This is a genomic window from Paraburkholderia guartelaensis, assembly GCF_004353905.1.
GTDB lineage: Bacteria > Pseudomonadota > Gammaproteobacteria > Burkholderiales > Burkholderiaceae > Paraburkholderia > Paraburkholderia guartelaensis.
In genome coordinates this window covers 48857-75779 of record NZ_SMOD01000036.1, presented here as the reverse complement: position 1 = coordinate 75779, position 26923 = coordinate 48857, and the positions used below count along the sequence as shown (strand labels likewise).

Below are 26923 nucleotides of genomic sequence, written 5' to 3'. Positions count from 1 at the left end.
GCGCAAAGTGATCTACACGACCAACGCCATTGAAAGCGTGAACGCCCAGCTACGCAAGATCGTCAAGACGCGTGGGCACTTCCCCACGGACGAGGCCGCGACCAAACTGCTGTGGCTGGCCTTGCGCAATATCACGGCTGACTGGAGCCGTGCCGCACATGACTGGAAAGCCGCGATGAACCAGTTCGCGATCCTCTACGAGGATCGCTTCACCAGGAATCATTTGTAGAATGCAATTGATGACCTGCCAGACGGCAGGTTTTTATCTGCCTTGCACACAAAAATTCAGACACTTCCCACTCCTATGATCGGGCGGCAGTTTCCCTGACAGTTGCACCGCTACAGGAGACGCCCCGCCATGACCCGCTCCCCCCGCAAGCCCTTGCGCAGCCAGGCCTGGTTCGGCAAAGCCGACAAGGACGGCTTCATTCACCGCTCGTGGATGAAGAATCAGGGCATCCCACACGACGCGTTCGACGGCCGCCCCGTCATCGGCATCTGCAATACGTGGTCGGAACTCACGCCGTGCAACGCGCATTTTCGCGAACTCGCGGAGTACGTGAAAAAAGGCGTGTACGAAGCCGGCGGTCTGCCGCTCGAATTTCCCGTCATGTCGCTCGGCGAATCAAACTTGCGGCCCACCGCGATGCTGTTTCGCAACCTCGCCTCCATGGACGTCGAAGAGTCGATTCGCGGCAATCCGATCGACGGCACGATTCTGCTCGTCGGTTGCGACAAGACCACGCCTGCGCTGCTGATGGGCGCGGCGTCGTGCAACTTGCCCGCGCTCGCTGTCTCGGGCGGCCCGATGCTCAACGGGCGTTTCCGGGGCCATGAGATCGGTTCGGGCACGGGTGTGTGGCAGATGTCGGAGGAAGTGCGCGCGGGGACGATGTCGCAGGCCGAATTCGTCGAGGCGGAGTCGTGCATGAACCGCTCGCGCGGCCACTGCATGACCATGGGCACGGCGTCCACGATGGCCTCGATGGTCGAGTCGCTGGGCATGGGGCTGCCGCACAACGCGGCCATTCCCGCTGTCGATGCACGCCGCCAGGTGCTCGCGCAACTCGCCGGGCGGCGCATTGTCGAGATGGTGCGCGAGGACCTCACGATGTCGAAGATCCTCACCCGCGCGGCGTTCGAAAACGCGATCCGCACCAACGCGGCCATCGGCGGCTCGACCAACGCCGTCGTGCATTTGATTGCGCTCGCGCGGCGCATCGGCGTGCCGCTTTCGCTCGACGACTGGGAACTCGGCTCCGATGTTCCGTGCCTCGTGAATCTGCAGCCATCGGGCCATTATTTGATGGAGGATTTTTATTACGCCGGCGGCCTGCCTGCGGTGCTGCGGCAACTGGGCGAGCAAGGGCTGCTGCATCGGGACGCGTTGACCGTCAACGGCAAAACCATCTGGGAAAACGTGGCCGACGCGCCGAACTACAACGCCGAAGTCATTACTTCATTTGCGCAACCGTTCAAGCCCAAAGCCGGCATCGCCGTGCTCAAGGGCAACCTCGCACCCGACGGCGCGGTCATCAAGCCTTCGGCCGCCACGCCCGCGCTGTTGCGTCATCGCGGCCGCGCGGTGGTGTTCGAGAACGTCGAGGAACTGCACGCGAAGGTCGACGACGCTTCGCTCGATATCGACGAGCATTGCATCATGGTCCTCAAAGGCGCGGGGCCCAAGGGCTATCCGGGCTTCGCCGAGGTCGGCAACATGCCGCTGCCGAAGAAGGTGCTGCAAAAGGGCATTACCGACATGGTGCGCATTTCGGACGGCCGCATGAGCGGCACGGCGTATGGCGCGGTCGTGCTGCACGTGTCGCCCGAAGCGGCGGCGGGCGGTCCGCTCGCGCTCGTGCGCACGGGCGACATGATCGAGTTGGACGTCGCAGCGCGGCGCCTGCATCTGGAAGTCTCCGACGAAGAACTCGCGCGCCGCAAGACGGAGTGGACGGCGCCCGAACTGCCCGAGCGCGGCTATTACCGGCTTTACGTCGAGCACGTGCTGCAGGCCGACAAGGGCGCCGATCTGGACTTTCTGGTCGGCGCGAGCGGTGCGGCCGTGCCGCGCGACTCCCACTGATCATGCCGGAGCACGCGATGAGCGCGCCAGTCAAAGCCGCCGGCGCAATTGCCGGCATCTACCCGATCCTTTATGCGTTCTTCGATCGCGATAACCGCCTCGACCGCGCCGCCATGCGGCGCCAGGTCGAAGCGGCCGTGCGCGGCGGCGCGCCGGGCATCGCGATGCTCGGGCTCGCGACCGAGGTCAACAAGCTCTCGCGCGCCGAACGCGAGCAGGTGATCGACTGGGCGCAGGAGGACAGCGGCGGCGCGCTGCCGCTCGCCGTCACGGTGAGCGGTCCCACGGTTCAGGCGCAGCGCGAATTCGCGCAACACGCGATCGAGCGCGGCGCGGCATGGCTGATCCTCCAGCCTCCCGTGCGCGCTCAAGGCGAGCCTGCGCAACCCGAATCGTTCTATTTCGACTTCTTCGCTGACGTGATGGCGGGGCTCGACGTGACGGTCGGCATACAGAACGCGCCGGAGTATCTGGGTGTCGGGCTCTCGCCGGGCAGTTTGCGCGCGCTTGCCGCGCAATGCCCGAACTTTCGTGTGCTCAAGGGCGAAGGCCCTGCGGTGACGATTGCCGAAACGATCGCGCAGATCGGCGATCTGATGCCCGTGCTCAACGGCCGCGGCGGCCTGGAATTGCTCGACAACCTGCGCGCGGGCTGTGCGGGGATGATCGTCGCGCCCGACTGCTTCGACTGGCAGCAGCAGGTCTATGCCGCGTATTGCTCAGGCGACATCGAGCGGGCGCAAGCCCTGTACCAGCAGGTGCTGCCCGCCATCGTCTTCGTCATGCAGTCGCTCGATACGCTGATTTGCTACGGCAAGCGCATTGCGGCGTGGCGCATGGGCATCGACGTCGACCATGAGCGCGACGTGAAGCTGGCGCCGACCCGCTTCGGCCTCGAAGCCGCCCGGCGATTCGCGCGGCAACTGGGCCCGCTTGCGTGATCACCGCGCATGCAGATGGGGCACGCCCTCGCTCGTCGCGACCTTGAGCTGATGCAGCGCCCGGTGCGCCTTGTTCAACTGGGCCTGCGCGGCAATGCGCTGCGCCTCCAGCTGCGCCACGTCCTTGCGCACCTGATGCTGGCGGCCCGTCACCGTCTGCTCCTGTTCCGCATGGCGCTGCAGGTCCACGCGCAGGCGTTCGGCCTGGGCTTCGGACTCCTCGATCTGCCTCGTGAGCTCCGCATTTTGCGCGACGAGTTGCACGCGGCGCGTTTCGCCGTCGGCGAGGCGCGTGGCTTGCTCCTGCATCAGGTGAAATGCCGAGCCGGCTGCGTCGAGGTCGTTGGCTTTCAGCGCGCGCCACAGTACGCTTTCCTGATGGAGCGCGACGAAGTAGCCGAGCGTGGGCGGATGGAAGAACAGGCTGACCGTATAGGCGAAGCAGCGATAGACGCGAAAGGTCATCAACTCGTCGGCGGCATGGAGCGCTTCGAATGCGGCGCCATCGGCGATCTGCACCGGGCGGCCGTTCAGGTGCGCGGGCATGACCGGCACCGGATGGAGCGTGGACACTGGCCGAGGTCCGCCGGCGCCTTCGGACGGCACGGCCGCGCCTGCGGCCGGCTCCGCGCGGGACTCGACCTCGACGGGGGCCTCGGGCGGCGTAACGGTGGGCTCGGGCACGGATTGCGAAACGCGGCTCGCGGCTTCGCTTGCGACGGCGCGCTGCGTGGCGGCATCATGGGCAACGGCCAGGATTCGTGATGGCGCGCCGGAAAGCGCGGTGTTACGGCGGTTCAGAATGGATTTCACGGCGGTTCCCCCAGTTTGGCGCGCCAAAAACAAGGCGCTCCGCGCGCGGCAGCGTGGCATGCAGGCGCCGGCGCGCAGGCAAATGGGGCGGGCGATGCGGGTAGGGCGCCGTCCGCTCCGGGTTCGCGTACTAGTGAAGCAGGCGAGGCCGGCGTGCGATGTCGTCGAAGAGCGCACGGCCGGGCTCGAGCGCGAAAAGCCAGGTTTCGTCATAGCCGCTCAGCGTGTCGAGCGCATCGCGCAAGCGCTCGATGACTACGGCGGGAATTTCCACGGACGCCTGGGTGGCGCCGGAAAGCCGTGCGATGCTGGCGTGCTGGACCAGTTCGTCGGCGGCTTCGGCCACGTCGGCCGCAAAGATGAGATGGTTGTTCAACAATTCGACGAGGCCCGGCGACGACGTGACATCTTCGACGTTGAGCTGCAGCGAAAGAAAGGTGGCTTTGTTCATTCTCGGATCCCTCAGGGCCATGGGACTGCAGCGAGAGGCCTTTCATCTGATTATCGGGTGACGCGTGAACCAGTATAGGCGTTGACCCGCGCAAACGCAGGCCGGGCGAGCATGCCGGCGAAAAAAGGCGGTTGGAGCATGAACGATATAATGGGGGACGTTCGCCATTTCCGGCTTATTCCGTCTTCATTCGCGCGGAATGTGGCGCGCAAGCGAACGCCTGCGGCCCGCCGCGCACTCCACATGCGTATTTTTGCGTCATACGCGAGGACCAAGCGAGGAACAGCAAGATGAAACGACAACGGCGAAACCCGGGCGCGTATGCGGCGCTGGCCGCCCTCACGCTCGTCTGCAGCGCCTGTAGCAGCACTTTTGCGCCCTGGGAGTCCCAAAGCGCGCCCCCCGTGTCCACGAGCGGCGTGCCCGCGGGCTACTACCGCGTCAATCCGGGCGACACGCTCTCGCGCGTGGCCGGGGCCTTCGGCCAGCGTCCGCAGGACATCGCGAGCTGGAACCAGCTGCCTTCCGCCAACGCCCAGATCCTGCCAGGCCAGGTGCTGCGTGTAGCGCCTCCGCCCAACTACGCAACGGCTGCGCCGCAGGCGCAGATGCCTGGCGGCGCGCCCGCCGCCGCCGGCGTGGCCATGCCGGCGCCCGTCGCGCCCACGATCGCGCTCGCGTGGCCCGCGCGCGGACCGATCCTGCAGCGCTTCGTGCCGGGCAAATCTACCGGCATCGTGATCGGGGGCACGCCCGGCGAGGAGGTCAAGGCCGCTGCCGCTGGCCGCGTGGTCTACGCGGGCACGGGTATCGAGGCGTACGGGCCGCTCGTGATCATCAAGCACAACGACCAGGTCGTGACGGCTTACGGCCGCAACGGCAAGCTGCTCGTGAAGGAAGACGACGCCGTCTCGCAAGGCCAGCCGATCGCGGAAATGGGCTCGGGCGGCGTTCAGTTCGAAGTCCGTAGCGACGGCAAGCCCGTCGATCCGCTGCCGCTGCTCGCGCACTAGGCACGACGCAAGCGCGCCTCGCGCCCGGCCCGGCCCGGCCCGGCATTGCGCTGGGCCGCCGTTTGAAAATACACTCGATGGTTCCCACGCCGCGCAGCGCGCGCCCGACCAGGTGCGCGCCAGTCCGTCCCGCGCGTGCTTTAACCACGAGGATTTCATCGCAATGATCGACCTGCGCAGCGACACCGTCACCCGTCCGAGCCAAGACATGCTCGCCGCCATGACCCGCGCCGAAACCGGCGACGACGTGTGGGGCGACGACCCGACCGTGCTGCGCCTGCAGGCGCGCGTGGCGCAAGAGGCGGGCAAGGAGGCGGGACTCTTCTTCCCGAGCGGCACGCAGAGCAACCTCGCCGCGCTGATGGCGCATTGTGCGCGCGGCGACGAGTACATCGTCGGCCAGGCGGCCCACACCTATAAGTACGAGGGTGGCGGCGCAGCCGTCCTGGGCAGCATCCAGCCGCAGCCGCTCGACAATGCCGAAGACGGCTCGATCCCGCTCGAGCGCATCGCCGCGGCGATCAAGCCGCTCGACGACCACTTCGCGCGCACGCGCCTGCTCGCGCTCGAAAACACCATTGGCGGCAAGGTCCTGCCGGCGGATTACGTCGCGAAGGCCACGCAGCTCGCGCATGAGCGCGGTCTCGCCACGCACCTCGATGGCGCACGCGTGTACAACGCGGCGGTCGCCTCGGGCCAGTCGCTCGAGGCGATCACGGCGGGCTTCGACTCGGTGTCGATCTGCTTTTCGAAGGGATTGGGCACGCCGGTGGGGTCGGTGCTGGTGGGCAGCCGCGCGCTCATCGACGCTGCGCATCGCTGGCGCAAGGTGCTGGGCGGCGGCATGCGCCAGTCGGGCGTGCTCGCGGCCGCGTGCCTTTACGCGCTCGATCACAACGTCGCGCGTCTCGCCGACGACCATGCGAACGCCGCGCGTCTCGCCGCCGGTCTCGCGCAGATCGATCAGGTGAAGGTGATGTCGCAGGCCACGAACATGGTGTTCGTGCAGTTCCCGCAGGAACACTGCGCGCCGCTGGAGGCGTATCTCAAGGAGCGCGGCATCCTCACGCAGATGCTGTACGCGTCGCGCTTCGTCACGCACCTCGACGTGACAGCCGCCGATATCGACACGTTCGTGGCGGCGGTGAAGGGCTACTTCGCGCGATAAGCCGGTCGATGTGCTGGAAAAGGCGCGCTTTTCCCGCGCGCCTTTGCCTCAGACTTCAGCCGCCCGCATCACCCGCGCTGCACCGCCCGGTGCGACGGCGCGAACAGCCGTAGCCCACTCGCAATGGCCGCCGCGCCCGCAAAGGCGCAGCCAAGGCCCAAGGCGAGCGTCGGGCCGTGCCGGCCCACGATCCCGAAGCACAGCGCCACCAGCGCCGCGCCCGTGGTCTGCCCGAGCAGACGCGAGACCGCGATGGTGCCGCTCGCGCCGCCGCTGCGCTCGGGCGGCGCGCTCGCCATGATCGCCCGCAGGTTGGGCGACTGGAAAAAGCCAAAGCCCGCGCCGCAGATCGCCATCCGTACGACGATATCCGTCACCGTGGGATGCGCGGGCAGCAGCGCCAGCGACGCCATGCCCGCAGAGAGAATGGCGAGCCCGATCGCGCCGAGCAGGCCCGGCGGATAGCGGTCGGAGAGGCGCCCCGCAATGGGCGCCGCGGCGGCCACGACCACGGGCCAGGGCGTCATCAGGAAGCCGGTCTCCACCTGGCTGCGCATCAGCACAGTCTCGAAATAGAACGGCAGCGAAACGAACGCAAGGCCCTGTGCCGCGAACGAGCAGATCGCGGTGACTGAAGAAAGCGCGAAAACCGGCCGGCGGAACAGGTCCACGGGCAGCATGGGCGCGGGATGCCCGGCCTCGCGCCGGATCAGCAGCGCGCCGAACACCAGCGCCACGACGGCCGCAATGCCCACTTCGATGCCGGGCGCGCGCTGCGCGGCCTCGCCGAGCGCGAAGATCAGCGCCGCGAAGGTGATCACGTTGAGCACCGCCGCGACGGGGTCGAAGGCGTGCTTGCCGCGCGCCGTCTGCGGCAGCGCGGGCAGCGCGAACACGAGCGCGAGCACGCCGAGCGGCACGTTGATCGCGAAGAGCCACGGCCATGTGCCCGCGGAGAGGATCAGCGAGGCCATGGTCGGACCCACGGCGAACGAAACGCCGACGATCAGCGCGTTCATGCCAAGCCCGCGCCCGAGCCGGTGCGGCGGGTACAGAAAGCGGATCAGCGCCGTGTTCACGCTCATGATGGCGCTCGCGCCCAGCCCCTGCAGCACGCGCGCCCCGGCGAGCGCGGTGAGCGTGGGCGCGAGCGCGCAGGCAAGCGATGCGACCGTGAAGATCGCGAGGCCACTGATATAGATGCGCCGGTGGCCGATGATGTCGCCGAGCGCGGCGAGCGGCAGCAGGGTGGCGACCATCGCGAGCTGGTACGCGTTGATGATCCACACCGAGGCGGCGGGGGCCGCGTGCAGGTCGGTGGCGATAGCTGGCAGCGCGGTGTTGGCGATGGCGGTGTCGAGCGTTGCGAGCGCAACGGCGAGCATCACCGCGCCCATGGCGCGGCGGTTCTTCGCGGACATGGGCGCGTCGGGGGGCTCGATTTCGCTGGTATTGCGGGTTTCGCGCGCCGCGGAAAAGGTTTCGGACAAGACAGTCTCGGGCGGATGGACGATGAAGGCTGCGGCGCGGGCCGCGCGGACGAATTTTGCGATTGTTACAGAGCCCGCCCGGTTCTGCAGGGGACGCCTCAGGGTGTGGGGTGACTGTAAGGCTTTGGGTGGCACTCGATCGTCATCGCGGCTCAGCATATCGCAACTAACCGCCAAGCCCGTCACGCGCAGGCGTGGCGCCGCGCAGCGCGCGCGCAACCCTCCGCATGGCAAGGGATCGAGGCGGGCGGCGGGTTCCGCGTGGCTGGCGGCCGCGCTCCGCGCCCGGATGGCGCGCCGCCGCACGCCATTTGAAAATGCACTACTCTGCAAATTGATCTGCGCTCGCTGGCGAGCGGCGCCGGCCTTTTGCGCCGCGGCGCCGATGCGTCATCTTCCCGTTCCGCCACGTGCGGCGCAGGCCCAGAACAACCGCGCGCCCTGCACCTTTTATGGGCGCGCCGCCATTTCCGGCGCTTTGCGTGGGACCGCACCAGGCGCTCTGCACCAGGTGCGGTCGACAGGAGTCAGTAGATGACAGCCATCGGTCTCGAGTTCGATCAGTTGCAAAGCAGCGTCGAAGCGCTGCGCCGTTCCCTCTCCAATCGCCTGATGTACGGTGTCGGCAAGGACGCCGTGACGGCCCGTCCGCAAGACTGGCTGCACGCCGCGGCGCTCGCCGTGCGCGACCGGCTCGTCGAGCGCTGGATGATCACCACGCGCCGCCAGTACGATCAGGACGTCAAACGCGTCTATTACCTGTCGATGGAATTTCTCATCGGCCGCACGTTCTCGAACGCGCTGATCGCGCTCGGCATACACGATCAGATGAAAGAGGCGCTGGCGAGCGTGGGCGTCGACATGGACACGGTGCTCGACTTCGAGCCCGACGCGGCGCTCGGCAACGGCGGTCTCGGCCGGCTCGCGGCGTGCTTTCTCGATTCGATGGCGACGCTCGGCATTCCGGGCTTCGGCTATGGCATTCGCTACGACTACGGCATGTTCCGCCAGCAGATCGTGAACGGCGAACAGGTAGAAGCGCCCGACTACTGGCTGCGCTATGGCAATCCGTGGGAGTTTCCGCGGCCCGAGGTGCAGTATCCCGTGCATTTTGGCGGGCGCACCATGCAGCGCAACGGCAATGTGGAATGGGTCGACACGCAGCATGTGAACGCCATGGCGTACGACACGGTCATTCCCGGTTACGACACGAGCGCGACCAACACGCTGCGGCTGTGGTCCGCGCGCGCGGATGAAGAACTCAATCTCTCGGCGTTCAACCAGGGCGACTATCAGCGCGCGGTGGAAGCGCGCAATATTTCCGAGAACGTCTCGCGGCTGCTCTACCCCGACGACTCGACGATGGCCGGGCGCGAACTGCGTCTGCGCCAGGAATACTTCTTCGTCTCCGCGACGATGCAGGACCTGATTCGCCGCTATCTGCGCACGCACAGCACGTTCGGGCGCTTCTCCGAAAAGGTCGCGGTGCACCTGAACGACACGCACCCGGTGCTGGCCATTCCCGAACTGATTCGCCTGCTCGTGGACGTGCATCATCTGCCGTGGGACGAGGCGATGGGCCACGTGCGGCGCGTGTTCTCGTACACCAACCACACGCTGATGCCCGAAGCGCTGGAAACCTGGGACATCGAACTATTGGCGCGCCTCTTGCCGCGCCACCTCGAAATCATCTTCGACATCAACGCGGCGTTCCTGCGCGAAGCGAGCGACCGCGGCGCGCACGATCTCGACCTGATCCGCCGCATCTCGCTCGTGGACGAATACGGTCAGCGACGCGTGCGCATGGCTTATCTCGCGATCGTGGCGAGCCACAAGGTGAACGGCGTCTCGAAGCTGCACTCGCAACTGATGACGCGCGATATCTTCGCCGACTTCGCGCGCCTCTTTCCCGACCGCTTCACGAACGTGACCAACGGCATCACGCCGCGCCGCTGGCTCGCGCAGGCGAGCCCGCCGCTCGCGCGTCTCGTGGACGAAGCGATCGGGCCGCGCTGGCGCAGCGATCTCTTCGAGCTGGGCGCGCTGCGCAAGCTGCGCGGCGACGCTTCGTTCGAAGCCGCGTTCCGAGCGGCCAAGCGCAGCAACAAGGTGCGCCTCGCACACCGCGCCCTGCAGCGCACGGGCATCGTCTTCAATCCCGACGCGCTGTTCGACATGCAGGTCAAGCGCATTCACGAGTACAAGCGCCAGTTGCTCAACGTGCTGCACGTGATCACGCGCTACAACCGCATTCTCGAAGCGCCGGAGCGCGACTGGGTGCCGCGCGTCGTGCTGTTCGCGGGCAAGGCCGCCTCGGCGTACCGCATGGCGAAGATGATCATCCACCTCATCAACGACGTGGCCACGAAGATCAACAACGATCCCGTGGTGGGCGAACGTCTCAAGGTGGTGTTCGTGCCGAACTACGGCGTGAGCGTGGCCGAGATGCTGATTCCTGCGGCGGACCTGTCCGAGCAGATCTCGACGGCGGGCACCGAAGCGTCGGGCACCGGCAACATGAAGCTCGCGCTCAACGGCGCGCTCACCATGGGCACGCTGGACGGCGCGAACATCGAAATCGGCGAGGCCGTGGGGCAGGACAACATCTTCATTTTCGGCCACACGTCGGACCAGGTCGACCAGTTGCGTTGCGCGGGCTACCGGCCGCGCCAGGTGTACGAGGAAAACGCCGAGCTGCGCCGCGCGCTCGACCAGATCCGCACGGGCTTCTTCTCGCCGCACGATTCGGCACGCTACACAGACATCTTCCACACGCTCGTGGACTGGGGCGACCACTACCTCGTGCTGGCCGACTACTCGGCCTTTATCGAGGCACAGGACGCCGCCGACCAGCGCTTCATGGACGTGCCTGCGTGGACCGCGAGCGCGATCGAAAACGTGGCGGGGATGGGGAAATTCTCTTCGGACCGTGCCATCGCGGAGTACGCCCGCGATATCTGGCACGTGAAGTCGATCGAGATGGAGTGAGGGGCGAGCGCCCGCGGTGCTTACGGCTGTGCTTGCGGATGTATTTCCGGCGGAATCAGGGCGCTGCGGGCCGCGTCGTGCCGCCCTCGGCCTGCGCCGCTTGCGCGGCCTTGGCGGTGCGCACGGCTTCCTGCACGCGTTCGAGGAATGCCGGGTCAAGGCTCGTGACGGCCTCGCGCGATTCTCCGCCCGTCACGACATAAAGCCGGTGCACGGCTTCCTGCCAGAGCCACGCGAGCCAGCCCACCACGATCACCATCACGCCGCACGCGAGACCGGACGCCGAGCCGAGCACGCCGCCCACGACAGCGCCGGCGGCACCGACCAGGCTAATCGCGATCGGCACGACGCGGCTGCGCCGCCCGATGACGATGCGCACGTCCTCGATGTCGCGCATGGGGAAGACCTGGCCGGCTGCGGAAAGCGCGTTGCGCGTGACCGAAACGGCGGCTTCGTTGAAAGGGAGTTCCATCGGTTCGATAGCTGCGAGGTGAGAGAGCGCAGCGTACCAGAAGCGGGGCCAGGGCGGGGCCGCCACGGACATAACGTCGCAGTCCGGACGCTTGCCAGGCTAGGCAACGTGCCGGAGCCGCTATACTTGCGCGCTTTTAATGCCCCCGTCGGCACCAGGGATTCTCCATGAGCGCACTGCCACGCTGTCCGAAATGTAATTCCGAGTTCACCTACGAAGATGGGGACGTCTACGTCTGCCCGGAGTGTGCGCATGAATGGTCGGCGCAAGCCACCGCCCCGGCAGAAGCAGCGGGCAAGGTGTATCGCGATTCGGCCGGCAATGTCCTTCAGGACGGGGATACCGTCACGGTCATCAAGGACCTGAAACTCAAGGGTTCGGGCGGCGTGATCAAGATGGGCACCAAAGTGAAGAACATCCGGCTGGTGGACAGCGACCACGATATCGATTGCAAGATAGACGGCTTCGGCGCCATGAGCCTTAAATCGGAATTCGTCAAGAAGGCGTGACAACGGGCGTCGCGCATCGACCGCGATGAACCAAAAAAAAGCGGGGCATCCCAAGGGATGCCCCGTCCGGTAAGGCGCGGCGTGCAGCGTGAGCTGCCGCGCGCCGAGCAGAGCCGGCGCTATGAGTCGCCGGCTGCCGCTGTTGCGTAACGTTGCTGCGTAATGCGGCTGCTTAGAACTTGTGGCGGATACCGACGCGAACCGCGACTTGATCCTGCGAACCCGTGCCCGACGGCTGGAAAATGTTCGAGCCGGAGTCACCGATCTGCGCCTGAACCTTCGTCGAGCTGCCCGTCAGCGTGCCCGATGCGTCCTGGTACGACACGAGGCCGTAGACGTCGGTGCGCTTGCTGAGCGCGTAGTCAAGCGAAGCGTTGACCTGGTTCCAGTGAGCCGTCTGGCTGCCCGAGGTGCGCGAGTACGTGTAGCCGAGGCCAGCCGACAGAGCCGGCGTGAAGGCGTACTTGCCGCCTGCTTCGTACGCGTTGTAGAGCGTCGACGAGCCAGCGATCGGCGAGAGCAGCGTGTTGGTCCACAGGGCCCACAGCGTTGCCGGGCCGACGATGTAACGGCCACCAACGCCGAACGAGCGCAGGTCGCGCAGCGTGCCTTGCGTCACGTTGGAAATCGTGGTCGAGGTCGACGGCGTGGTCTGGCCCGGGTACGTCTGGTTGAAGTAGGCAGCGCCGATGCTGAACGGGCCGTAGCCGTAGTTCGCGCCGAAGCTGTACGCGCGCGACGAACCGGCGATCGGGTTGGCCGTCGTGCCCGTTGCCGGTGCGCCGGCGAACGAGGTCGAGTTCGAGAAGCCGTACAACGCGCCGAACGTGAAGCCCGCGAAGTTCACGCTCTGGAACTTGACCGCGTTGTTGATGCGGCTCGACGTCAGCTGGTCGATGTCGTTGAAGTGGTATGCCCAGTTACCCGAAACCGTGTTGCCACCGGTCGAGTACTGCGAGCCGAGAATGTCCGTGTTGAGCGAGTATTGACGGCCGAACGTCAGCGAACCGATGTTCGATTGCGTCAGACCGACGAATGCCTGACGGCCGAACATCGCGCCGCCTTGACCTGCCGTGCCGTTACCGCTGTTGAAGCCGTTTTCGAGCACGAAGATCGCCTTCAGGCCGCCGCCCAGGTCTTCCGTGCCGCGCAGGCCCCAACGGCTGCCTTGCGCCACGCCGTCACCGTACGAGACCTGATGCGAGCTGCCGGTCGTCCCGTTCGAGTTCTTCACGTTGCTGATGTAATTCACACCCGCGTCGATCACGCCGTACAGCGTCACGCTGCTTTGTGCGTGGGCAACGCCTGCGATCGAGGCCAGAATAGCGGTGGTCAGAATTTTCTTATTCAACTGTTTCTCCGGGTAAAGGAAAGATGACTACTCCGGCCTCTTATGGGCCGGTCAATACGACGGGCTGCAATTTAAGGGTCGATAACGAAAGGAATGTGACAGTAAGGCTTTGTAGGGAAAATGTCGTCATTCTGTTGTGCGGACGCTACACATGGGTTGCACCCGGGGTGAACGGCGCCCGAAGCCCGTCGTTATTGGCTTTGCGGGCGATTTACCTGTCAATTTGAAAGGCTGGGCTGCGGCAATCGGCCTTATAAAATTTTTTTCTAAGCTTTCTTCTATTTGCCGGGTTAATGGATCTTTTGAATCTCGCTTCAAGCTGGGTTTGATTGATCTCAAGGGCGCATTAACGGCCGATCAATGCGCGCTTTACATGGCTGATTGCCATCGATTCATGAAAGTAGAAAATTAGTTACCCGAAATAAATGAAATAACGGGAATCGCCCATGAAAAAAGGCTCGCATCCGTGATGCGAGCCTTTTTACGGTAAAGCGTTGCAGGTTACAGCGAGAGAAGCGATCCGCTGCGAATGGGTTTTTCGCCGGCAATGCGCGCGACTTCCATGCCGGCCGTGGCAAAGCGCGCGCTATGGCGTGCGTACATCACGCCGCTCACGCCCGCGTGCAGGGTCGTCACGGTGTCGGCGAGCGGGTCGATGACATCGGCAATTGCGGCGCCGCGTTCCACCCACGTGCCGCAATCCACGCGAAACACGAGCACGCCGCTGGCAGGCGCCACGATCGGCTCCGTGCCCGCGAGCGGCGTGGCCGCGTGGGCGAGTGGCGGCAGCGGCGCGGCCGTGCCTTCGATCACGCCGCGCCCGATCAGATAGTCGACGATGGCTTGCGCGTCGTGCTCGGCGAGTTCGTGCGAGACGTCGCGCTGGCCGCGCAGCTCGACCGTTACCGAAATCGAGCCGTACGGAATGGGGAAGCGCGTGCCGAAGTGCTCGCGCAGCTCTGACCAGCAGAAGCTGTGAATTTCGTCGAACGGATTGCCGATCGAGTTGAGCGCGAGCAGCGACGCCTTGGCGTCGAGATAGCGCGCGAGCGGCTCGACTTCGGGCCACAGCTCGGGGTTCGTGTAGATGTGCATGGCGGCTTCCCAGTCGCAATGCAGGTCCAGCACGATGTCGGCGTCGTACGAAAGGCGCTGGAGAGCGAGGCGCATCGAATCGAGTTCGGTCCTCGGCTTCTGCGCGGCCAGCGCTTCGCCCATGGCCGCGCGGATGGTCGTGCGGTTGGCGGCTTCGTCGGACCCGAGGCGCGCTTCGATGTTGGGCAGCACGAGCGCGGTGAGCTCGTGGAAATTGCGGTTGAAGTTCTGCGCCGTGTTCGACTCGAAGCGGCCGATCATATGCCCGAGCCAGTGCTGATTCAGGCCCACGGGGTTGGGCACCGGCACGATCACGATCTCGCCGCGAAGGCGGCCCGCAGCTTCCAGCTCCTCGAGCTTGCGGCGCAGCACCCACGAGACGAGCATGCCCGGCAGTTCGTCGGCGTGCAGCGAGGACTGGATGTAGACCTTCGGACCGCCGGCTTTGCCGTAGTGGAAACTGGCAAGTTCCCGCGCGGTACCGAGGGCGGGCGCGATCAACGGGTGGTTTCGGGTTTGCATGATGGGTGCGCGAGGCGCGGCGGCCCGCAAAAGGTGTTGGAGTGAACGATGGCCCCGTTAGCACACGCAGGGGCCGTAGACCGATCTTAGCCGATTCGACGCGCCGCCGGAACCAGTACGCCCGTGCGCATCTGCGGCATCGTCATGAAAATAGGGAATCCGAAATAAAACTCCGGAAACGAAAAAGCCCGGGCGGAAAGCCCGGGCTTCGCGCGCCGTCATGCAGCGCCGGCGCGATTTGGAGCTTAGCCGCCGTACACGTCGAAGTCGAAGTACTTGGCTTCGATCTTCTTGTACGTGCCGTCCTTGATCATGTCGGCGATAGCCTTGTCGATCTTGCCCTTCAGGTCGGCGTCTTCCTTGCGCAGGCCGATAGCGGCAGCGCCCGTCGGGATTTCCTTGCCGGCGAACTGGAAGCCAGCGCCGCGCGGCGTCTTCAGGAAGCCCAGATCCGCTTGCACTTCATCCTGCAGCGCTGCGTCCAGACGGCCCGAGATCAGGTCGGCGTAGACCTGGTCCTGGTTCTGGTAAGGAACGACGTTCACGCCCTTCGGTGCCCAGTTTTCCTTCGCGTAGGTTTCCTGGATCGTGCCTTGCTCGACGCCAACCGACTTGCCCTTTAGCGAGTCAGCCGTCGGAGCGAGGCTCGAGCCCTTCTTGGCGACGAGGCGCGTCGGCGTGTTGAACAGCTTCGCCGAGAAGGCGATCTGCTGCTCGCGCTGCGGGGTGATCGTCATCGACGAGAGCACGCCGTCGAACTTCTTGGCCTTCAGGCCCGGGATCATGCCGTCGAAGTCTTGCTCGACCCACACGCACTTGGCGTTCAGGCGCTTGCAGATTTCGTTGCCGAGGTCGATGTCGAAGCCGACCAGCTTGCCATCGGGTGCTTTGGATTCGAACGGTGCGTAGCTGGCGTCAACGCCGAAACGCACGGTGGACCAGTCCTTCGCGTGGGCGACGCCGGCCGAGACGGCGAGCAGGGCAACCGTGAGGGTGGCAAGCAGTTTCTTCACTATGGGTACTCCTCGAGATGGTTCAGGGCGCGCCGCGTGCGGTTGTGCCGCCATGGCGCATTTCCCGGCGCGGCTCGCGCCGGATTATTGTTGGACCCGCCAGCCTGCGGCCAGCGAAGCGCGGGCAAGCTTACCAGGTCAAAATTGCTGCGTCGCTAGTGTAATACCGGATGGCGGGAAAGGGGCTCGGTAAGTGTACGCCCGTGCGCTTGTACGATTTAACGCAAAGCCTTGTCAGGCAAGGCGGACAGGCCCATGCGGAGCGGCTGTTGCGGGGGGCTTGGGATGGTCTGCGCGATGCTCTGCCGCAACAGTCGGAAGAATGCGATGCCGCATGATCGCGGCATCGTCAGCGGTATGAATGGAAATTGAAATCGAATCGACGGCGCGCCGTTGGTTTTCGGTCCGAATGGGGCCAGACGGCGCGCCGTTTTTGTCGCGGTGCAGCAGACGCATCGGCTGCACCGCGTGGACGACGTCAGACCACGCGCACGCCCGCGCGCCACGTCGCGCGCGGCACGGGCAGCGAATCGAGCATCGTCACCCGCACGAAGTCCGCGCGCAGGCCCGGCTCGATCGCGCCGCGGTCGTGCAGGCCCGACTTGCTGGCAGGTTCCCAGGAGACGGTGGCGAGCGCGCGAGGCAGCGTCCAGTCGGCCTTGGTCACGAGATCGAATGCGGCGGTCAACAGGCTCGACGGCACGTAGTCGGACGACAGGATGTCGAGCAAACCGGCCTGCGCCAGTTCCAGCGCGGAAACGTTGCCCGAGTGCGAGCCGCCGCGCACCACGTTCGGCGCACCCATGATCGTCGCGATGCCGCGCTTTTTCGCTTCCTCGGCGGCCACGCGGGTGGTCGGGAATTCGGCGAGCACGATGCCTTCGGCGGCGGCCTGCTCGACGTGCTCCACGAGCGTGTCGTCGTGGCTCGCGAGCGGGATGTTGCGCGTGCGGCAGCGCTGCACGATTTCGAGGCGGTGCGCGTCGGCGTAGCGTTCCTGCTCGGTCGCCATTTCGGCGAGCATCGTGTTCGTCTGCTCGTCGGTCCACTTGCCGTGGCGCTCCTGAAATTTGCGCCATTGCTCGCGATCGTGCCACTGGCGCTGGCCCGGCGTGTGGTCCATCACCGAGGCGAGGCGCAGCAGCGGGTGGTCGCTCAGCGTGTCGAACAGCTCGATCACGTCTTCGGTGGCGATCTCGCAGCGCAAGTGCAGGAAGTGCTCGGCGCGCAGCAGGTTGCGCTCGGAAAAGCGCGTGAGCGCCTTGGCGCTCGCGAGCTGCACTTCGCGGCCGCGCACGCCCACGGCGAGGCGCGTGCCGATGGCCAGCGCGTCGAATACCGTGGTGATGCCGGCGGCGGCGATCTGCGCGTCGTGAATCACGAACGCGGCGTCGGTGTTCCAGTGCACGCCGGGGCGCGGCGCGAGGTGCTTTTCCAGGTTGTCGGTGTGCAGTTCGACGAGACCGGGCAGCAGGAAGTCGCCTTCCCAGTCTTCGGCTTCGGGCGCGGCGGTCGAGCCGCGCGAGATGTCGCGGATCTTGCCGTCTTCCACGCTTAGCGTGCCGGTGAAAACTTCGTCTCGCGTCACGATGCGAGCGTTCTTGATCAACATCGTCAGGCTCCGTATCAAATATCGGTTTACGCCGTTCAGGCGGGTTTCAGGCTGCGGCGCTGAGCGGCGCTTGCGCGCGCGGCGCGCTGAGTTCGAGTACGCGTGTGGCGACGCGCTCGCGCGTGTCCTCGTCGTGGAATACGCCGACGATCGCTGCGCCACGCTCGCGCGCTTCGCCAATCAGGCTCGCGACGACTTCGCGGTTTTCCGCGTCGAGCGAGGCCGTGGGCTCGTCCAGCAAGAGCACGCGGTGCTGCGCGATCAAGCCCCGCGCGATATTCACGCGCTGCTGCTCGCCGCCTGAAAACGTGGCGGGCGCGAGCGGCCAGAGGCGCTGCGGGACGTTCAGGCGTGCAAGCAGAGTTTGCGCGCGCTCGCGTGCTTCGTCTTCCTCCACGCCGCGCGAAACGAGCGGCGCGGCCACGATGTCGAGCGCGCTCACGCGCGGAATCACGCGCAGAAACTGGCTCACGTAGCCCACCACGTTGCGGCGCAGGCGCAGGATGTCGTGAGGCGCTGCGCCCGTGATCTCAAGATGCTCGAGCGGCGCGCCCTCGTCGCGGATCGCAATCGAGCCGCCGCTGGCGAAATAGTTGCCATACAGGCAGCGCAGGAAGGTGCTCTTGCCCGCGCCCGAGGGCCCGACCAGCACGATGCATTCGCCGCGCTCGACGTCGAGCGAAACACCCGCGAGCGCTTCGATGCCGATGCCGCCCTGGCCGTGCAGCGTGAAGGTCTTGCGCACGTCTTCGGCGCGCAGCATGAGCGCCGGTCTTTCGAGGAACGCGCGCGTGCCCGGTGATGAGTTCAGAGTCATGTCTTTCATCCTAGACCGGCAGCACGGATGCCACCAGCGTCTGCGTATAGGGATGTTGCGGGTCGTCCAGCACCTGGTCGGTCAGGCCCGATTCGACCACCGTGCCGCCTTGCATCACCATCAGGCGATGTGCGAGCAGGCGTGCCACGCCGATGTCGTGCGTGACGATCAGCACCGAAAGATGCAGGTTGGTCGTGAGCGTGCGCAGCAGGTCGAGCAGGCGCGCCTGCACGGACACGTCGAGACCGGCCGTGGGTTCGTCCATGAAGACGAGACGCGGCCCCGTGACGAGATTGCGCGCGATTTGCAGGCGCTGCTGCATGCCGCCCGAAAACGCCGAGGGCAATTCGTCGATGCGCTGCGCGTCCAGTTCCACGCGCTGCATCCACTGCTGCGCCGTGTTGCGGATCTGCCCGTAGTGGCGCGCGCCCACCGCCATCAGCGGCTCGCCGATATTGGCGCCGGCCGAGACGCCTGCTCGAAGCCCGTCACGCGGATTCTGCTGCACGAAGCCCCATTCGGTGCGCGCAAGCAGGCGCCGGCGCGGCTCGGATAGCGTGCGCAGGTCGAGCGTTTCGCCGTTCGCGCTCGTGTAGTTCAGTTCGCCCGAATCGCTTTCGGTGCGCAGCGCGAGCGTGTTGAGCAGCGTGGTCTTGCCCGAGCCCGATTCGCCGACGATGCACAGCACCTCGCCGGGATACAGGTCGAAGCTCACGTCGCGGCAGCCGTTACGGCCGCCGTACTGCTTCGTGAGCGATCTTGCGCTTAACAGCGGCGTCATGCTTTCTCTCCTGCTTCATTAGTTGCGTGCGCATCGATCTGTTCGCGCCGGTCGTGGCAGTAGTCGCTGTCCGAGCAGACGAACATGCGTTTGCCTGAGTCGTCGACGATCATCTCGTCGAGGAAGCTCTCGCGCGAGCCGCACAGGGCGCACGCGTGCTGCCAGCGCTGCACTTCGAACGGATGGTCGTCGAAGTCAAGGCTTTTCACCGGCGTGTACGGCGGAATCGCGTAGATGCGGCGCTCGCGGCCCGCGCCGAACAACTGCAGCGCGGCGTTCATATGCAGCTTGGGGTTGTCGAACTTCGGAATCGGCGAGGGCGACGTGAGATAACGGCCGTTCACGGTCACCGGGTAGTCGTAAGTCGTGGCGATGCTGCCGTGCTGCACGATGTCCTCATAAAGCTTCACGCTGATGAGGCCATAGTCGGCTAGCGCATGCAGCTTCTTGCATTCGGCCACGCGCGGCTCGAGGCGGAACAGCGGCTCGGGCATCGGCACCTGGTACACGAGGATCTGCTTGTCCGTGAGCGGCGTTTCGGGAATGCGGTGCCGCGTCTGTACGATCGACGCCTCGCTCGTGCGGCGCGTGGTGGCCACACCCGTGGTGCGCGCGAAAAAGCGGCGGATGTTCACGGCGTTCGTGGTGTCGTCTGAGCCCTGGTCGATCACCTTGAGCGTGTCCTTCGCGCCGATGATCGCGGCCGTCACCTGGATGCCGCCCGTGCCCCAGCCATACGGCAGCGGCATTTCGCGCGAGGCAAACGGGACCTGGTAGCCCGGCACGGCCACGGCCTTGAGGAGCGCGCGGCGCAGCATCCGCTTGGTCTGCTCGTCGAGGTACGCGAAGTTGTAGCCCGAGACGGCCTGCGTTTCGTGCGACGCGACTTCGGCTGCGGTGGATTGCAACGTATCGGGCGCGTTCATGCAGCCTCCTTGTTTTGCGCGTCGGCATTCGCGTCGCTGTCGCTTTCGTGCTGCGCGCGCAGCTTGCGCACGAGTTCCAGCTCAGCCTGGAAGTCCACGTAGTGCGGCAGCTTCAGGTGTTGAACGAAGCCCGAGGCTTCCACGTTATCGCTGTGCGAGAGCATGAATTCGATGTCCTGAGTCGGCGAGGCGATCGTCTCGCCCAGCTCCTCGGCTCGCAGCGCGCGATCCACCAGCGCCATCGCCATGGCCTTGCGCTCCGCGTGGCCGAACGCGAGACCGTAGCCTTGCGTGAATTGCGGCGGCACGTCTTTCGCGCCCGCGAACTGGTTGATCATCTGGCACTCGGTCAAGTCGATCTCGCCGATTTCTACGGCTTCATCGAGTTCGTCCAGCATCATTTCTACGCAGACCGAACCAAAGCGGATCTCGCCCGCGAACGGGTGCGAATGCGCGTAGCCGCGCTGCGTGGCATAGCCCATCGCGAGCAGGAAGCCTTCGTCGCCGCGTGCGAGATTTTGCAGGCGCACGGTGCGATCGGCAGGAAACGCAAGCGGCTCGCGCGAGAGGTCGCCGGGCTCGCGCGCCTGCGGCGAGCGCGTTTCCTGCTCGATCAGGCCTTCCTTGTCGAGCAGCGAAACCACGCGCGGCATCGCTTCTTCGGGCGGGGTTGCTCGCGGCGCCTGGGGCTCGGCGCTCGCGGCGTCGTCGCCTTCGGCGAGCAGCGCGAAGTCGAGCAGGCGCTGCGTGTAATCGTAGGTCGCGCCGAGCACCTGGCCGCCGGGCACGTCCTTGAAGGTGGCCGAAATGCGGCGCTCCACCACCATGTTTTCCGTTTCGACCGGCTGCGTATAGCCAAAACGCGGCAGCGTCGTGCGATATGCGCGCAGCAAAAAGATCGCTTCGACGAGATCGCCCGCGGCCTGCTTGATGGCGAGCGCGGCAAGTTCTTCGTCGTAGACCGAACCTTCGGCCATCACACGCGCCACGGCCAGACGCATCTGTTCGCGGATCTGCGCGACGCTCAGCTCGGGCACGCGCGTATCGCCGCGGCGAGCCTCGTCGAGCAGACGCCAGGACGCTTCGATCGCGCGCTCTCCTCCTTTGACGGCGACGTACATCAGTGCATCTCCACGAGAGTGGTGCGCGGCAGGCCCATCAGGCGGTCGCCGCACACGAGATAGAAGTCGATGCCGCACGGGAAGTGCGGCGCGAGGGCGGCGCGTTCGCGCCAGAAGCGCTCGGGCAGACCGACGGGCGCAATGCTGCAGGTCGTTTCGATGCCGGGGCCGCGCAGCGTGAGCGGCGCGCCGCCAGTGAGCGAATCGACACGCACGAACACCGTGGCCGACTGCTCCGGCGACTCCGGCGTGCCGCTCGCGAAGTCTTCGAGCGGCGGCAGCGCGGCGGCGTCGTGCACATAGGCGAACGCGGCTTCGCGCGCTTGCTGTGCAAGCGGCGCGCCTGCGTGAAAGCGCAGCGCGGCTGCGAGCGCGGCGTCGACTTGAGCGAGCCACACCGGTGTGGCGTAGTCTGCGAGTGCGAGCAGCGACGCGAAGGCGGCGAGGCCGGCGCGCGCGGGGGACGCATCCGCCGCCGTGGCCGCCGGCAGCGGCGTTTCGATCACGCCGATCGTGCCGGGGCGCGCGAGCGCGTCGAGCAGCGTGCGGAACACAGTCTGCGTGTCGTGAACCGGATCGGCGAAGCCGGGCGCGAGCGCCGCGAGCAAATCGGGCGTCATGGCATTGCGTTGGTCGCTCATGCGTCACCTCGAACCATCGTGAAGAATTCGACCCGCGTGCTGGCGGCGTCGGCGCGGCGCGCGTCGCGTTGTGCGGCGAGACGCGCGGCGAGCGGCTCGATCAGGCTGGCATGCAACTGATCGTGGCGCGCGGGGAGCTGCAGCAGCGCATCGGCGAGCGCGGCCAGCTCGGCGCGGCGCTTGTCGCGGCCCAGATGGCAGGCCACGCCGACCGGGCCGGGCTGGCTTGCATCGCCGCCTTCGGCGCGCTCGGTGCCCGAGGCGCGCAGGCGCAGCGTGGCGCGCGTGACGGTGGCTTCGCCCAGGTTGAAGGCGTCGCCGGTGCCGCCAATGCGCCCGCGTACCATGGCCAGTCCGGTTTGGGGCGGACGCAGCCAGTCGAAAGCGGGCTCGGGCGCACCGGCGAGCGCGGCGCTCAGCGCCGCTTCGAGTTCGGCGCGCGGGGTGTGCGCGAGAACGGCCATCCATGCGCGGCGGGTTGCCGACGCGGAGGATGGGGTGGAGGAAGCGTTCATCGGAGTTCCTGTGTCGTGAACGGGGGGAACGGACATGGCAACTGCACCTGCGAACAACCTTGTCTGGACCTCGATTGAACCATCTATTCATCTAAACGTCTAGACGTTTAGTGGTACAGTCGTCCAACGCGGACGCAATGAAGGTTTTCATATTTCCATCACGCCCTGCGCACTACAATGCACAAAACGCTATTGGAACCGAGAGGAATGACAGCACCATGACATCGAACGACGAGGCGCCGTCCAGCCTGCTTGAGCGCGGCGCGGGTGTGGCGGTGTGGCGGCAGATCGAGCAGATCCTCGCTGCCGAGATCGCCGCGAAGGGCTTCGGCGAAGACGGCCGGCTGCCTAGCGAGGGCGAGCTTGCGCGCCGTTTCGACGTAAACCGCCACACGGTGCGGCGCGCGATGCTGGGCCTCGCGGCGTTGGGACTCGTGAGCGTGGAGCAGGGGCGCGGCACCTTCGTGCAGCCCGGCGCGATCGACTACACCATCGGCAAGCGCACGCGCTTTACCGAGAACCTGAAGCGCCATCAGCATTCGGCGGCGGGCAAGCTGCTCTCGTCGTCGCGCGGGAAGGCGGACCCCACGGTCGCCAAGGCGCTCGGCCTGCGTGCGGGCGCACTCGTCTACCGGCTCGAAACGCTGCACGAGTCGGACGGCGTGCCGCTCACTTATGCGCGCAGCTGGTACCCCGCCGCGCGCTTCGCCGATCTGCCCGTGGTCATGGAGCGCGTCGACAGCACATCGAAGGCCCTCGCCGAATACGGCGTGACCGACTATCTGCGCAAGTGGAGCCGTATCGGCAGCGTGCTGCCCGAGGCCGAGGTGGCGCGGCGTTTGAACATCAACCGGCAGCAGCCGGTGCTGTGGGTGGAAAACGTCGACGTCGATCTCGAAGGCGTGCCGATCAAGTACGGTATCACGCACTTCGCCGCCGACCGCGTGCAGCTGATGGTGGAGCACGACATATGAGCGTGCTGCACGAAGCCTTCCGCTCCGCCGCGCGCTTCGCGCTTTACTATGCGCCGCCGCGCGAGTCGGTGTGGTGGCAGGCGGGCTGCGCGTGGCTTGGCCGCGATCCGGAGACGGGCGACACGCTCGCGCCGCCGTCTTGGCTCGCGGGCCTGCCGCAGCCGCTGGAAACGCTCACGGTTGCGCCACGCCGCTACGGCTGGCACGGCACGCTCGTGCCGCCGTTCCGTCTCGCGCCGGGCGTGACGCCCGCGGCGCTCCTTGCCGCCGCGCAGCAGTGGGCACAAGGGCAGGCACGCTTCGAAGCCAATGTCGAGGCGGCGCTGCTCGGCCGCTTCGTGGCGCTGCGCCCCGCCGACGATGCCGGCGAAACCGCGCTGCGCGAGCTGGCTGCCAACGCACTTCGCGCGCTCGGTTCGCTGCGCGCCCCGCAAACGCCCGCCGAACTCGCGAAGCGCCTCGACGCGCCGCTCACGCAGCGTCAGCGCACTTACGTCGAAGAGTGGGGCTACCCGTACGTGTTCGAAGAATTCCGCTTTCACATGACGCTATCCGATTCGCTGAACGACGCGCAGACGTGCGCGCAACTCGTCGATGCCTGGAACACGCAGATGCAGGGTGCAAACCCGCTGCCGGTAGATGGCGCGGCGCTCTTCGTCGAGCCCGAGCCGGGCGCGCCGTTCGCGCTGTGGCGCCGCTTGCCGTTCGCGGGGGCCCGCGCATGAAGGGCGGTCTGATCTACGTAATGGGGCCTTCGGGCGCGGGCAAGGACACGCTGCTGCGTTACGCGCGCGAGCGCCTGTCCGGCGAAGACGTCGTCTTCGCGCATCGCTACATCACGCGCGAAGACAGCGGCGGCGAGAACCACATCGCGCTCACCGAGGCCGAATTCGAGACGCGTTCGCAGCGCGGCCTCTTTGCGTTGCAATGGCGCAGCCACGCGCTGCGCTACGGCGTGGGCGTGGAGATCGATCAATGGATGGCGCTCGGCTGCACCGTTGTGGTGAACGGTTCGCGCGCTTACGCTGGCGAGGCGTTCGAGCGCTATCCGCGCATGACGCTCGTGCACATCGAGGCCGCGCAGCATGTGCTGGCCGCGCGCCTCGCATCCCGGGCGCGCGAAACGCCCGAGCAGGTCGCGTTGCGTCTCGCGCGGCGCGCGCCGTTCGAGGTGCCGTCGGGCGCGGCGTACGCGCGCATCGACAACTCGGGGCACCTGGAGGAAGCGGGCGGGGCGTTCGTCGAACTCGTGCGGCAGGTGGCGGCCGGATAGTCGCGGCGCCGTCCTTAAGCGCCGCTTAACAGCCGCTTAAGGGCTCGAACGGGCTGGGGGATTTTTGGTTGGGCGTGGTTGCCATGAGAAGATGCAGGCGACCCCAAGAACTCAACGAGAATGCCCTTGGACCGCTTCCAGGAGATGCAGATTTTCACGCGCATCGTCGACCGCCGCAGCTTCACGCAGGCGGCCGAGGATCTGAACTTGCCGCGCGCGACGGTCACCAACTCGATCAAGCGCCTAGAAGCGCGCCTTGGCGTGCGCTTGCTCGAACGCACCACACGCCAGGTCAAGCCGACGCTCGACGGCGACGCCTACTACCAACGCTGCATGCGCCTGCTCGCCGACCTCGAGGAAACCGAGGAGGCGTTTCGCGACACCGATCCGCAGGGGCGCTTGCGCGTGAACATGCAGGGCACGCTCACGCAGTATTTCGTGATGCCGCGCCTGCCCGACTTTCTCGCGCGCTATCCGCGCATCGAACTCTTCATCGGCTCGGGCGACCACTTCGTCGATCTCGTGCGCGAGGGCGTGGACTGCGTGCTGCGCGCGGGCGAGCTGGCCGACTCCTCGATGGTTGCGCGGCGCGTGGCGCTGCTCGAGCAGGTGACCTGCGCGAGCCCCGCCTATCTGGAGCGGCATGGCGACCCGGAATCGATCGAGGCGCTCGCCGGCACGCACACGGAAAATCCGGGCCGGCCGGGTAGACCCGGCCATCGCGCCGTGAACTATGTTTCGCCGGCCACAGGCCGCGCGCTCCCGCTCGAATTCACGACAGCCGACGGTATCGCCCACGTGACGCTGCCGGGCCCGGTGGCCGTGAACGGCGCGGAACTCTATACGGCGGGCGCGCTGTCGGGGCTCGGCATCGTGCAGGTGCCGCGCTACCGCGTGCGCGAGCTGCTCGCCAACGGCGAGCTGTGCGTCGTGCTGCCCGCGTATCCGCCGCCGCCCTTGCCGGTCTCGGTGCTGTATCCGCAGAACCGCCAGTTGTCGCTGCGCGTGCGCGCTTTCGCCGACTGGCTCGTGCAGGTGTTTGCCGAGGTTGCCTGAAATGGCTCGAGCGCGCCGGGGCGGCTTGCCCAGGCGCGCCCGCTTGCGCCCCGTTGTTTTTACGTGCGCCGCGCGACCATGCCGGACACACGCGCCGCGGCTTGCTGAAGCGGATCGAGGAAGGTCTTCACCATCTGCCTGGCCGACGTGCGCTGCGCGTTGCCGCTGATGTTCATCGCGGCGATCACGCGGCCCTGCCGGTTGCGGATAGGCGCGGAGATCGAGATGAGGCCGCCTTCCAGTTCCTGGTCGACAATGGCCCAGCCCTGCTGGCGCACCTGGGCGATGATCTTCTTGAGTTCGCCGACGTCGGTGACCGTGCGCGCCGTATGCGCATAGAGCGGCGAGGAGCCGAGCGTTTCGTCGAGCGCGGCGTCATCGAGCGACGCGAGCAGCACGCGCCCCATTGAGGTGCAGTAGGCGGGCAGGCGGCTGCCGATCGAGAGGTTGATCGTCATGATCTTGTGCGTGGGCACACGCAGCACGTAGACGATCTCGGTGCGGTCAAGCACGGCCGCCGAGCAGCTCTCATGCACTTCCTGCGACAGCTCTTCCATGACCGGTTCGGCAAGATTCCAGAACGGCATCGACGTGAGGTACGCGAAGCCCAGATCGAGAATGCGCGGGGTGAGGCGAAAGAGCCGCCCTTCGGCTTCGACGTAGCCGAGCGTCTGCAGCGTGAGCAGAATGCGGCGCGCTCCGGCGCGCGTGAGGCCCGTGGCGGCGGCGACGTCGGTGAGGGTCTGCTCGGGATGCTCGGCGTTGAACGCGCGGATCACCGAAAGCCCGCGCGCGAACGACTGCACATAGGAGTCGCCCGGCTTTTCGGGGATCTCCTGCTGGTCGGCGGAGCGGTCTGGCGAGGCACTGGAAGCAGAATTCATGGGCGTGGCGTTCGGTCTTGCTGCGGCGCTTGAAGAACCTATCAAGATAACCCAAGCGATCGGTTTCGCCAACAAGCGGCGAGGTCGAGGCGGGCGCTCACTTTCGCTGCGGGACGTCTGCGTCTACATCGATAGTGCGGCGTGGCATGACGTGCGTCAAATGCGCACATCAGATTATTTGGCATTCAGTTATTTGATTCCGGTCAATTAATTTTTGGCGAAGAATGATTGATTCGTGAACCGATTATTCATGTCTGAATGTTGACACTACTTCAAATTAAATCGGGATAAAAGTAATGTCGAAATTCGAATGAATTGGCACACTTTCTGACAATTCTTCGCTTGCGCCGCGCGTATCGCCGGTGCCCTTCTTCGCTTGCCCGCGCACTGGGCATCACGCCGAAACCGCTG

28 protein-coding genes are annotated in these 26923 nt (G+C 66.2%); 13 read left to right on the top strand and 15 right to left on the bottom strand.

The genetic code is table 11. The annotated features are described in order from the left end of the window. The 3 genes from E1N52_RS33170 to E1N52_RS33160 all read left to right on the top strand — a co-directional run. A partial coding sequence (locus E1N52_RS33170) for a transposase (RefSeq protein ID WP_133184843.1) occupies nt 1–229 on the top strand: 229 nt, incomplete at its 5' end. A 129-nt stretch (nt 230–358) separates the two neighbouring features. After that, nucleotides 359–2086 carry an IlvD/Edd family dehydratase gene (locus E1N52_RS33165; protein WP_133187847.1) on the top strand — a complete coding sequence of 576 codons (1728 nt, stop codon included), beginning with the start codon at nt 359–361 and terminating at the stop codon, nt 2084–2086. 17 nt (nt 2087–2103) lie between these two features. After that, complete coding sequence (locus tag E1N52_RS33160; protein ID WP_246089316.1) at nt 2104–3027, top strand: dihydrodipicolinate synthase family protein; 924 nt, start codon at nt 2104–2106, stop codon at nt 3025–3027. On the opposite strand, the gene E1N52_RS33155 is transcribed toward E1N52_RS33160, so the two are convergent. Both E1N52_RS33155 and E1N52_RS33150 read right to left on the bottom strand, forming a co-directional pair. After that, nucleotides 3028–3840 (bottom strand): DUF2968 domain-containing protein, encoded by an 813-nt coding sequence (locus E1N52_RS33155; RefSeq protein WP_246089315.1) that lies wholly within the window; start codon nt 3838–3840, stop codon nt 3028–3030. A 130-nt stretch (nt 3841–3970) separates the two neighbouring features. Beyond that, nucleotides 3971–4291: a hypothetical protein gene (locus tag E1N52_RS33150; RefSeq protein WP_028202694.1), complete on the bottom strand. Its 321-nt coding sequence runs from the start codon at nt 4289–4291 to the stop codon at nt 3971–3973. Nucleotides 4292–4581: 290 nt separating this feature from the next. Between E1N52_RS33150 and E1N52_RS33145 the strand changes: the two genes are divergently transcribed. Next, complete coding sequence (locus E1N52_RS33145) at nt 4582–5304, top strand: peptidoglycan DD-metalloendopeptidase family protein (RefSeq protein WP_133187845.1); 723 nt, start codon at nt 4582–4584, stop codon at nt 5302–5304. Nucleotides 5305–5467: 163 nt separating this feature from the next. Further along, the gene (ltaE, locus tag E1N52_RS33140) at nt 5468–6472 is read left to right on the top strand and encodes a low-specificity L-threonine aldolase (RefSeq protein ID WP_133187844.1); all 1005 of its coding nucleotides are present in this window, start codon (nt 5468–5470) and stop codon (nt 6470–6472) included. Nucleotides 6473–6540: 68 nt separating this feature from the next. On the opposite strand, the gene E1N52_RS33135 is transcribed toward ltaE, so the two are convergent. Continuing rightward, the gene (locus E1N52_RS33135; RefSeq protein ID WP_133187853.1) at nt 6541–7893 is read right to left on the bottom strand and encodes an MFS transporter; all 1353 of its coding nucleotides are present in this window, start codon (nt 7891–7893) and stop codon (nt 6541–6543) included. Nucleotides 7894–8496: 603 nt separating this feature from the next. Here E1N52_RS33135 and E1N52_RS33130 point away from each other — a divergent pair. Continuing rightward, entirely contained in the window at nt 8497–10950 is a 2454-nt protein-coding gene (locus tag E1N52_RS33130) for a glycogen/starch/alpha-glucan phosphorylase (RefSeq protein ID WP_133187843.1), read from the top strand. Nucleotides 10951–11005: 55 nt separating this feature from the next. Here the strand turns inward: E1N52_RS33130 and E1N52_RS33125 are convergent, their stop codons facing one another. Then, on the bottom strand, nt 11006–11422 hold the full coding sequence (locus E1N52_RS33125) for a DUF6232 family protein (RefSeq protein WP_133187842.1): 417 nt from the start codon (nt 11420–11422) through the stop codon (nt 11006–11008). 167 nt (nt 11423–11589) lie between these two features. Between E1N52_RS33125 and E1N52_RS33120 the strand changes: the two genes are divergently transcribed. Further along, nucleotides 11590–11931 carry a zinc ribbon domain-containing protein YjdM gene (locus tag E1N52_RS33120; protein ID WP_133187841.1) on the top strand — a complete coding sequence of 114 codons (342 nt, stop codon included), beginning with the start codon at nt 11590–11592 and terminating at the stop codon, nt 11929–11931. A 172-nt stretch (nt 11932–12103) separates the two neighbouring features. Here the strand turns inward: E1N52_RS33120 and E1N52_RS33115 are convergent, their stop codons facing one another. Further along, nucleotides 12104–13282: a porin gene (locus tag E1N52_RS33115; protein ID WP_133187840.1), complete on the bottom strand. Its 1179-nt coding sequence runs from the start codon at nt 13280–13282 to the stop codon at nt 12104–12106. A 151-nt stretch (nt 13283–13433) separates the two neighbouring features. Here E1N52_RS33115 and E1N52_RS33110 point away from each other — a divergent pair, with 151 nt between their 5' ends. Next, complete coding sequence (locus E1N52_RS33110; protein WP_133187838.1) at nt 13434–13694, top strand: hypothetical protein; 261 nt, start codon at nt 13434–13436, stop codon at nt 13692–13694. Between the two features lie 89 nt (nt 13695–13783). Here the strand turns inward: E1N52_RS33110 and E1N52_RS33105 are convergent, their stop codons facing one another. From E1N52_RS33105 to phnG, 9 genes are all read right to left on the bottom strand, one after another. Beyond that, a complete protein-coding gene (locus E1N52_RS33105) occupies nt 13784–14899 on the bottom strand; it encodes a succinylglutamate desuccinylase/aspartoacylase family protein (protein WP_133187836.1) in 1116 nt (371 codons plus the stop codon). Between the two features lie 245 nt (nt 14900–15144). Next, on the bottom strand, nt 15145–15912 hold the full coding sequence (locus tag E1N52_RS33100; protein ID WP_133187834.1) for an ABC transporter substrate-binding protein: 768 nt from the start codon (nt 15910–15912) through the stop codon (nt 15145–15147). A 478-nt stretch (nt 15913–16390) separates the two neighbouring features. Then, nucleotides 16391–17524, bottom strand: coding sequence for an alpha-D-ribose 1-methylphosphonate 5-triphosphate diphosphatase (locus E1N52_RS33095; RefSeq protein ID WP_133187832.1), 1134 nt, complete (start codon nt 17522–17524; stop codon nt 16391–16393). 46 nt (nt 17525–17570) lie between these two features. Continuing rightward, nucleotides 17571–18341, bottom strand: coding sequence for a phosphonate C-P lyase system protein PhnL (gene phnL / locus E1N52_RS33090; RefSeq protein WP_205965704.1), 771 nt, complete (start codon nt 18339–18341; stop codon nt 17571–17573). 10 nt (nt 18342–18351) lie between these two features. Then, nucleotides 18352–19122, bottom strand: a complete 771-nt coding sequence (gene phnK, locus E1N52_RS33085; RefSeq protein ID WP_133187830.1) for a phosphonate C-P lyase system protein PhnK — start codon at nt 19120–19122, stop codon at nt 18352–18354. After that, on the bottom strand, nt 19119–20048 hold the full coding sequence (locus tag E1N52_RS33080) for an alpha-D-ribose 1-methylphosphonate 5-phosphate C-P-lyase PhnJ (RefSeq protein ID WP_133187828.1): 930 nt from the start codon (nt 20046–20048) through the stop codon (nt 19119–19121). Before E1N52_RS33080 ends, phnK begins: the two co-directional genes overlap by 4 nt. Then, nucleotides 20045–21169, bottom strand: a complete 1125-nt coding sequence (locus tag E1N52_RS33075; RefSeq protein WP_133187826.1) for a carbon-phosphorus lyase complex subunit — start codon at nt 21167–21169, stop codon at nt 20045–20047. Before E1N52_RS33075 ends, E1N52_RS33080 begins: the two co-directional genes overlap by 4 nt. Further along, nucleotides 21169–21810 (bottom strand): phosphonate C-P lyase system protein PhnH, encoded by a 642-nt coding sequence (gene phnH / locus E1N52_RS33070; protein WP_133187824.1) that lies wholly within the window; start codon nt 21808–21810, stop codon nt 21169–21171. The genes E1N52_RS33075 and phnH overlap by 1 nt, the downstream gene beginning before the upstream one ends. Next, nucleotides 21807–22325 carry a phosphonate C-P lyase system protein PhnG gene (gene phnG / locus E1N52_RS33065; RefSeq protein WP_133187822.1) on the bottom strand — a complete coding sequence of 173 codons (519 nt, stop codon included), beginning with the start codon at nt 22323–22325 and terminating at the stop codon, nt 21807–21809. The genes phnH and phnG overlap by 4 nt, the downstream gene beginning before the upstream one ends. Before the next feature lie 218 nt (nt 22326–22543). Between phnG and phnF the strand changes: the two genes are divergently transcribed. The 4 genes from phnF to E1N52_RS33045 all read left to right on the top strand — a co-directional run bounded on the left by phnF (nt 22544) and on the right by E1N52_RS33045 (nt 25628). After that, complete coding sequence (gene phnF / locus E1N52_RS33060; RefSeq protein WP_133187820.1) at nt 22544–23299, top strand: phosphonate metabolism transcriptional regulator PhnF; 756 nt, start codon at nt 22544–22546, stop codon at nt 23297–23299. Then, nucleotides 23296–24024 (top strand): DUF1045 domain-containing protein, encoded by a 729-nt coding sequence (locus E1N52_RS33055; RefSeq protein WP_133187818.1) that lies wholly within the window; start codon nt 23296–23298, stop codon nt 24022–24024. The genes phnF and E1N52_RS33055 overlap by 4 nt, the downstream gene beginning before the upstream one ends. Next, entirely contained in the window at nt 24021–24572 is a 552-nt protein-coding gene (gene phnN / locus E1N52_RS33050) for a phosphonate metabolism protein/1,5-bisphosphokinase (PRPP-forming) PhnN (RefSeq protein ID WP_133187816.1), read from the top strand. Before E1N52_RS33055 ends, phnN begins: the two co-directional genes overlap by 4 nt. Nucleotides 24573–24698: 126 nt before the next feature. Then, nucleotides 24699–25628, top strand: coding sequence for a LysR family transcriptional regulator (locus E1N52_RS33045; RefSeq protein ID WP_133187814.1), 930 nt, complete (start codon nt 24699–24701; stop codon nt 25626–25628). A gap of 59 nt (nt 25629–25687) precedes the next feature. On the opposite strand, the gene E1N52_RS33040 is transcribed toward E1N52_RS33045, so the two are convergent. Then, a complete protein-coding gene (locus tag E1N52_RS33040) occupies nt 25688–26512 on the bottom strand; it encodes an IclR family transcriptional regulator (RefSeq protein WP_133187812.1) in 825 nt (274 codons plus the stop codon). On the opposite strand from E1N52_RS33040, the gene E1N52_RS33035 reads away from it, so the two are divergent. Then, entirely contained in the window at nt 26511–26723 is a 213-nt protein-coding gene (locus E1N52_RS33035) for a hypothetical protein (RefSeq protein ID WP_133187810.1), read from the top strand. The two genes, E1N52_RS33040 and E1N52_RS33035, sit on opposite strands and share 2 nt — an antisense overlap. Nucleotides 26724–26923: the final 200 nt, after the last annotated feature.

Bases quoted from the DNA above. Each gene is read 5' to 3' on its own strand.
- E1N52_RS33165 (WP_133187847.1), top strand. From the start codon at position 359: ATGACCCGCTCCCCCCGCAAGCCCTTGCGCAGCCAGGCCTGGTTCGGC.
- E1N52_RS33160 (WP_246089316.1), top strand. From the start codon at position 2,104: ATGAGCGCGCCAGTCAAAGCCGCCGGCGCAATTGCCGGCATCTACCCG.
- E1N52_RS33150 (WP_028202694.1), bottom strand. From the start codon at position 4,291: ATGAACAAAGCCACCTTTCTTTCGCTGCAGCTCAACGTCGAAGATGTC.
- E1N52_RS33145 (WP_133187845.1), top strand. From the start codon at position 4,582: ATGAAACGACAACGGCGAAACCCGGGCGCGTATGCGGCGCTGGCCGCC.
- ltaE (WP_133187844.1), top strand. From the start codon at position 5,468: ATGATCGACCTGCGCAGCGACACCGTCACCCGTCCGAGCCAAGACATG.
- E1N52_RS33135 (WP_133187853.1), bottom strand. From the start codon at position 7,893: ATGTCCGCGAAGAACCGCCGCGCCATGGGCGCGGTGATGCTCGCCGTT.
- E1N52_RS33130 (WP_133187843.1), top strand. From the start codon at position 8,497: ATGACAGCCATCGGTCTCGAGTTCGATCAGTTGCAAAGCAGCGTCGAA.
- E1N52_RS33125 (WP_133187842.1), bottom strand. From the start codon at position 11,422: ATGGAACTCCCTTTCAACGAAGCCGCCGTTTCGGTCACGCGCAACGCG.
- E1N52_RS33120 (WP_133187841.1), top strand. From the start codon at position 11,590: ATGAGCGCACTGCCACGCTGTCCGAAATGTAATTCCGAGTTCACCTAC.
- E1N52_RS33110 (WP_133187838.1), top strand. From the start codon at position 13,434: ATGGGTTGCACCCGGGGTGAACGGCGCCCGAAGCCCGTCGTTATTGGC.
- E1N52_RS33105 (WP_133187836.1), bottom strand. From the start codon at position 14,899: ATGCAAACCCGAAACCACCCGTTGATCGCGCCCGCCCTCGGTACCGCG.
- E1N52_RS33095 (WP_133187832.1), bottom strand. From the start codon at position 17,524: ATGTTGATCAAGAACGCTCGCATCGTGACGCGAGACGAAGTTTTCACC.
- phnL (WP_205965704.1), bottom strand. From the start codon at position 18,341: ATGACTCTGAACTCATCACCGGGCACGCGCGCGTTCCTCGAAAGACCG.
- phnK (WP_133187830.1), bottom strand. From the start codon at position 19,122: ATGACGCCGCTGTTAAGCGCAAGATCGCTCACGAAGCAGTACGGCGGC.
- E1N52_RS33080 (WP_133187828.1), bottom strand. From the start codon at position 20,048: ATGAACGCGCCCGATACGTTGCAATCCACCGCAGCCGAAGTCGCGTCG.
- E1N52_RS33075 (WP_133187826.1), bottom strand. From the start codon at position 21,169: ATGTACGTCGCCGTCAAAGGAGGAGAGCGCGCGATCGAAGCGTCCTGG.
- phnH (WP_133187824.1), bottom strand. From the start codon at position 21,810: ATGAGCGACCAACGCAATGCCATGACGCCCGATTTGCTCGCGGCGCTC.
- phnG (WP_133187822.1), bottom strand. From the start codon at position 22,325: ATGAACGCTTCCTCCACCCCATCCTCCGCGTCGGCAACCCGCCGCGCA.
- phnF (WP_133187820.1), top strand. From the start codon at position 22,544: ATGACATCGAACGACGAGGCGCCGTCCAGCCTGCTTGAGCGCGGCGCG.
- E1N52_RS33055 (WP_133187818.1), top strand. From the start codon at position 23,296: ATGAGCGTGCTGCACGAAGCCTTCCGCTCCGCCGCGCGCTTCGCGCTT.
- phnN (WP_133187816.1), top strand. From the start codon at position 24,021: ATGAAGGGCGGTCTGATCTACGTAATGGGGCCTTCGGGCGCGGGCAAG.
- E1N52_RS33035 (WP_133187810.1), top strand. From the start codon at position 26,511: ATGGGCGTGGCGTTCGGTCTTGCTGCGGCGCTTGAAGAACCTATCAAG.
- E1N52_RS33040 (WP_133187812.1), bottom strand. From the start codon at position 26,512: ATGAATTCTGCTTCCAGTGCCTCGCCAGACCGCTCCGCCGACCAGCAG.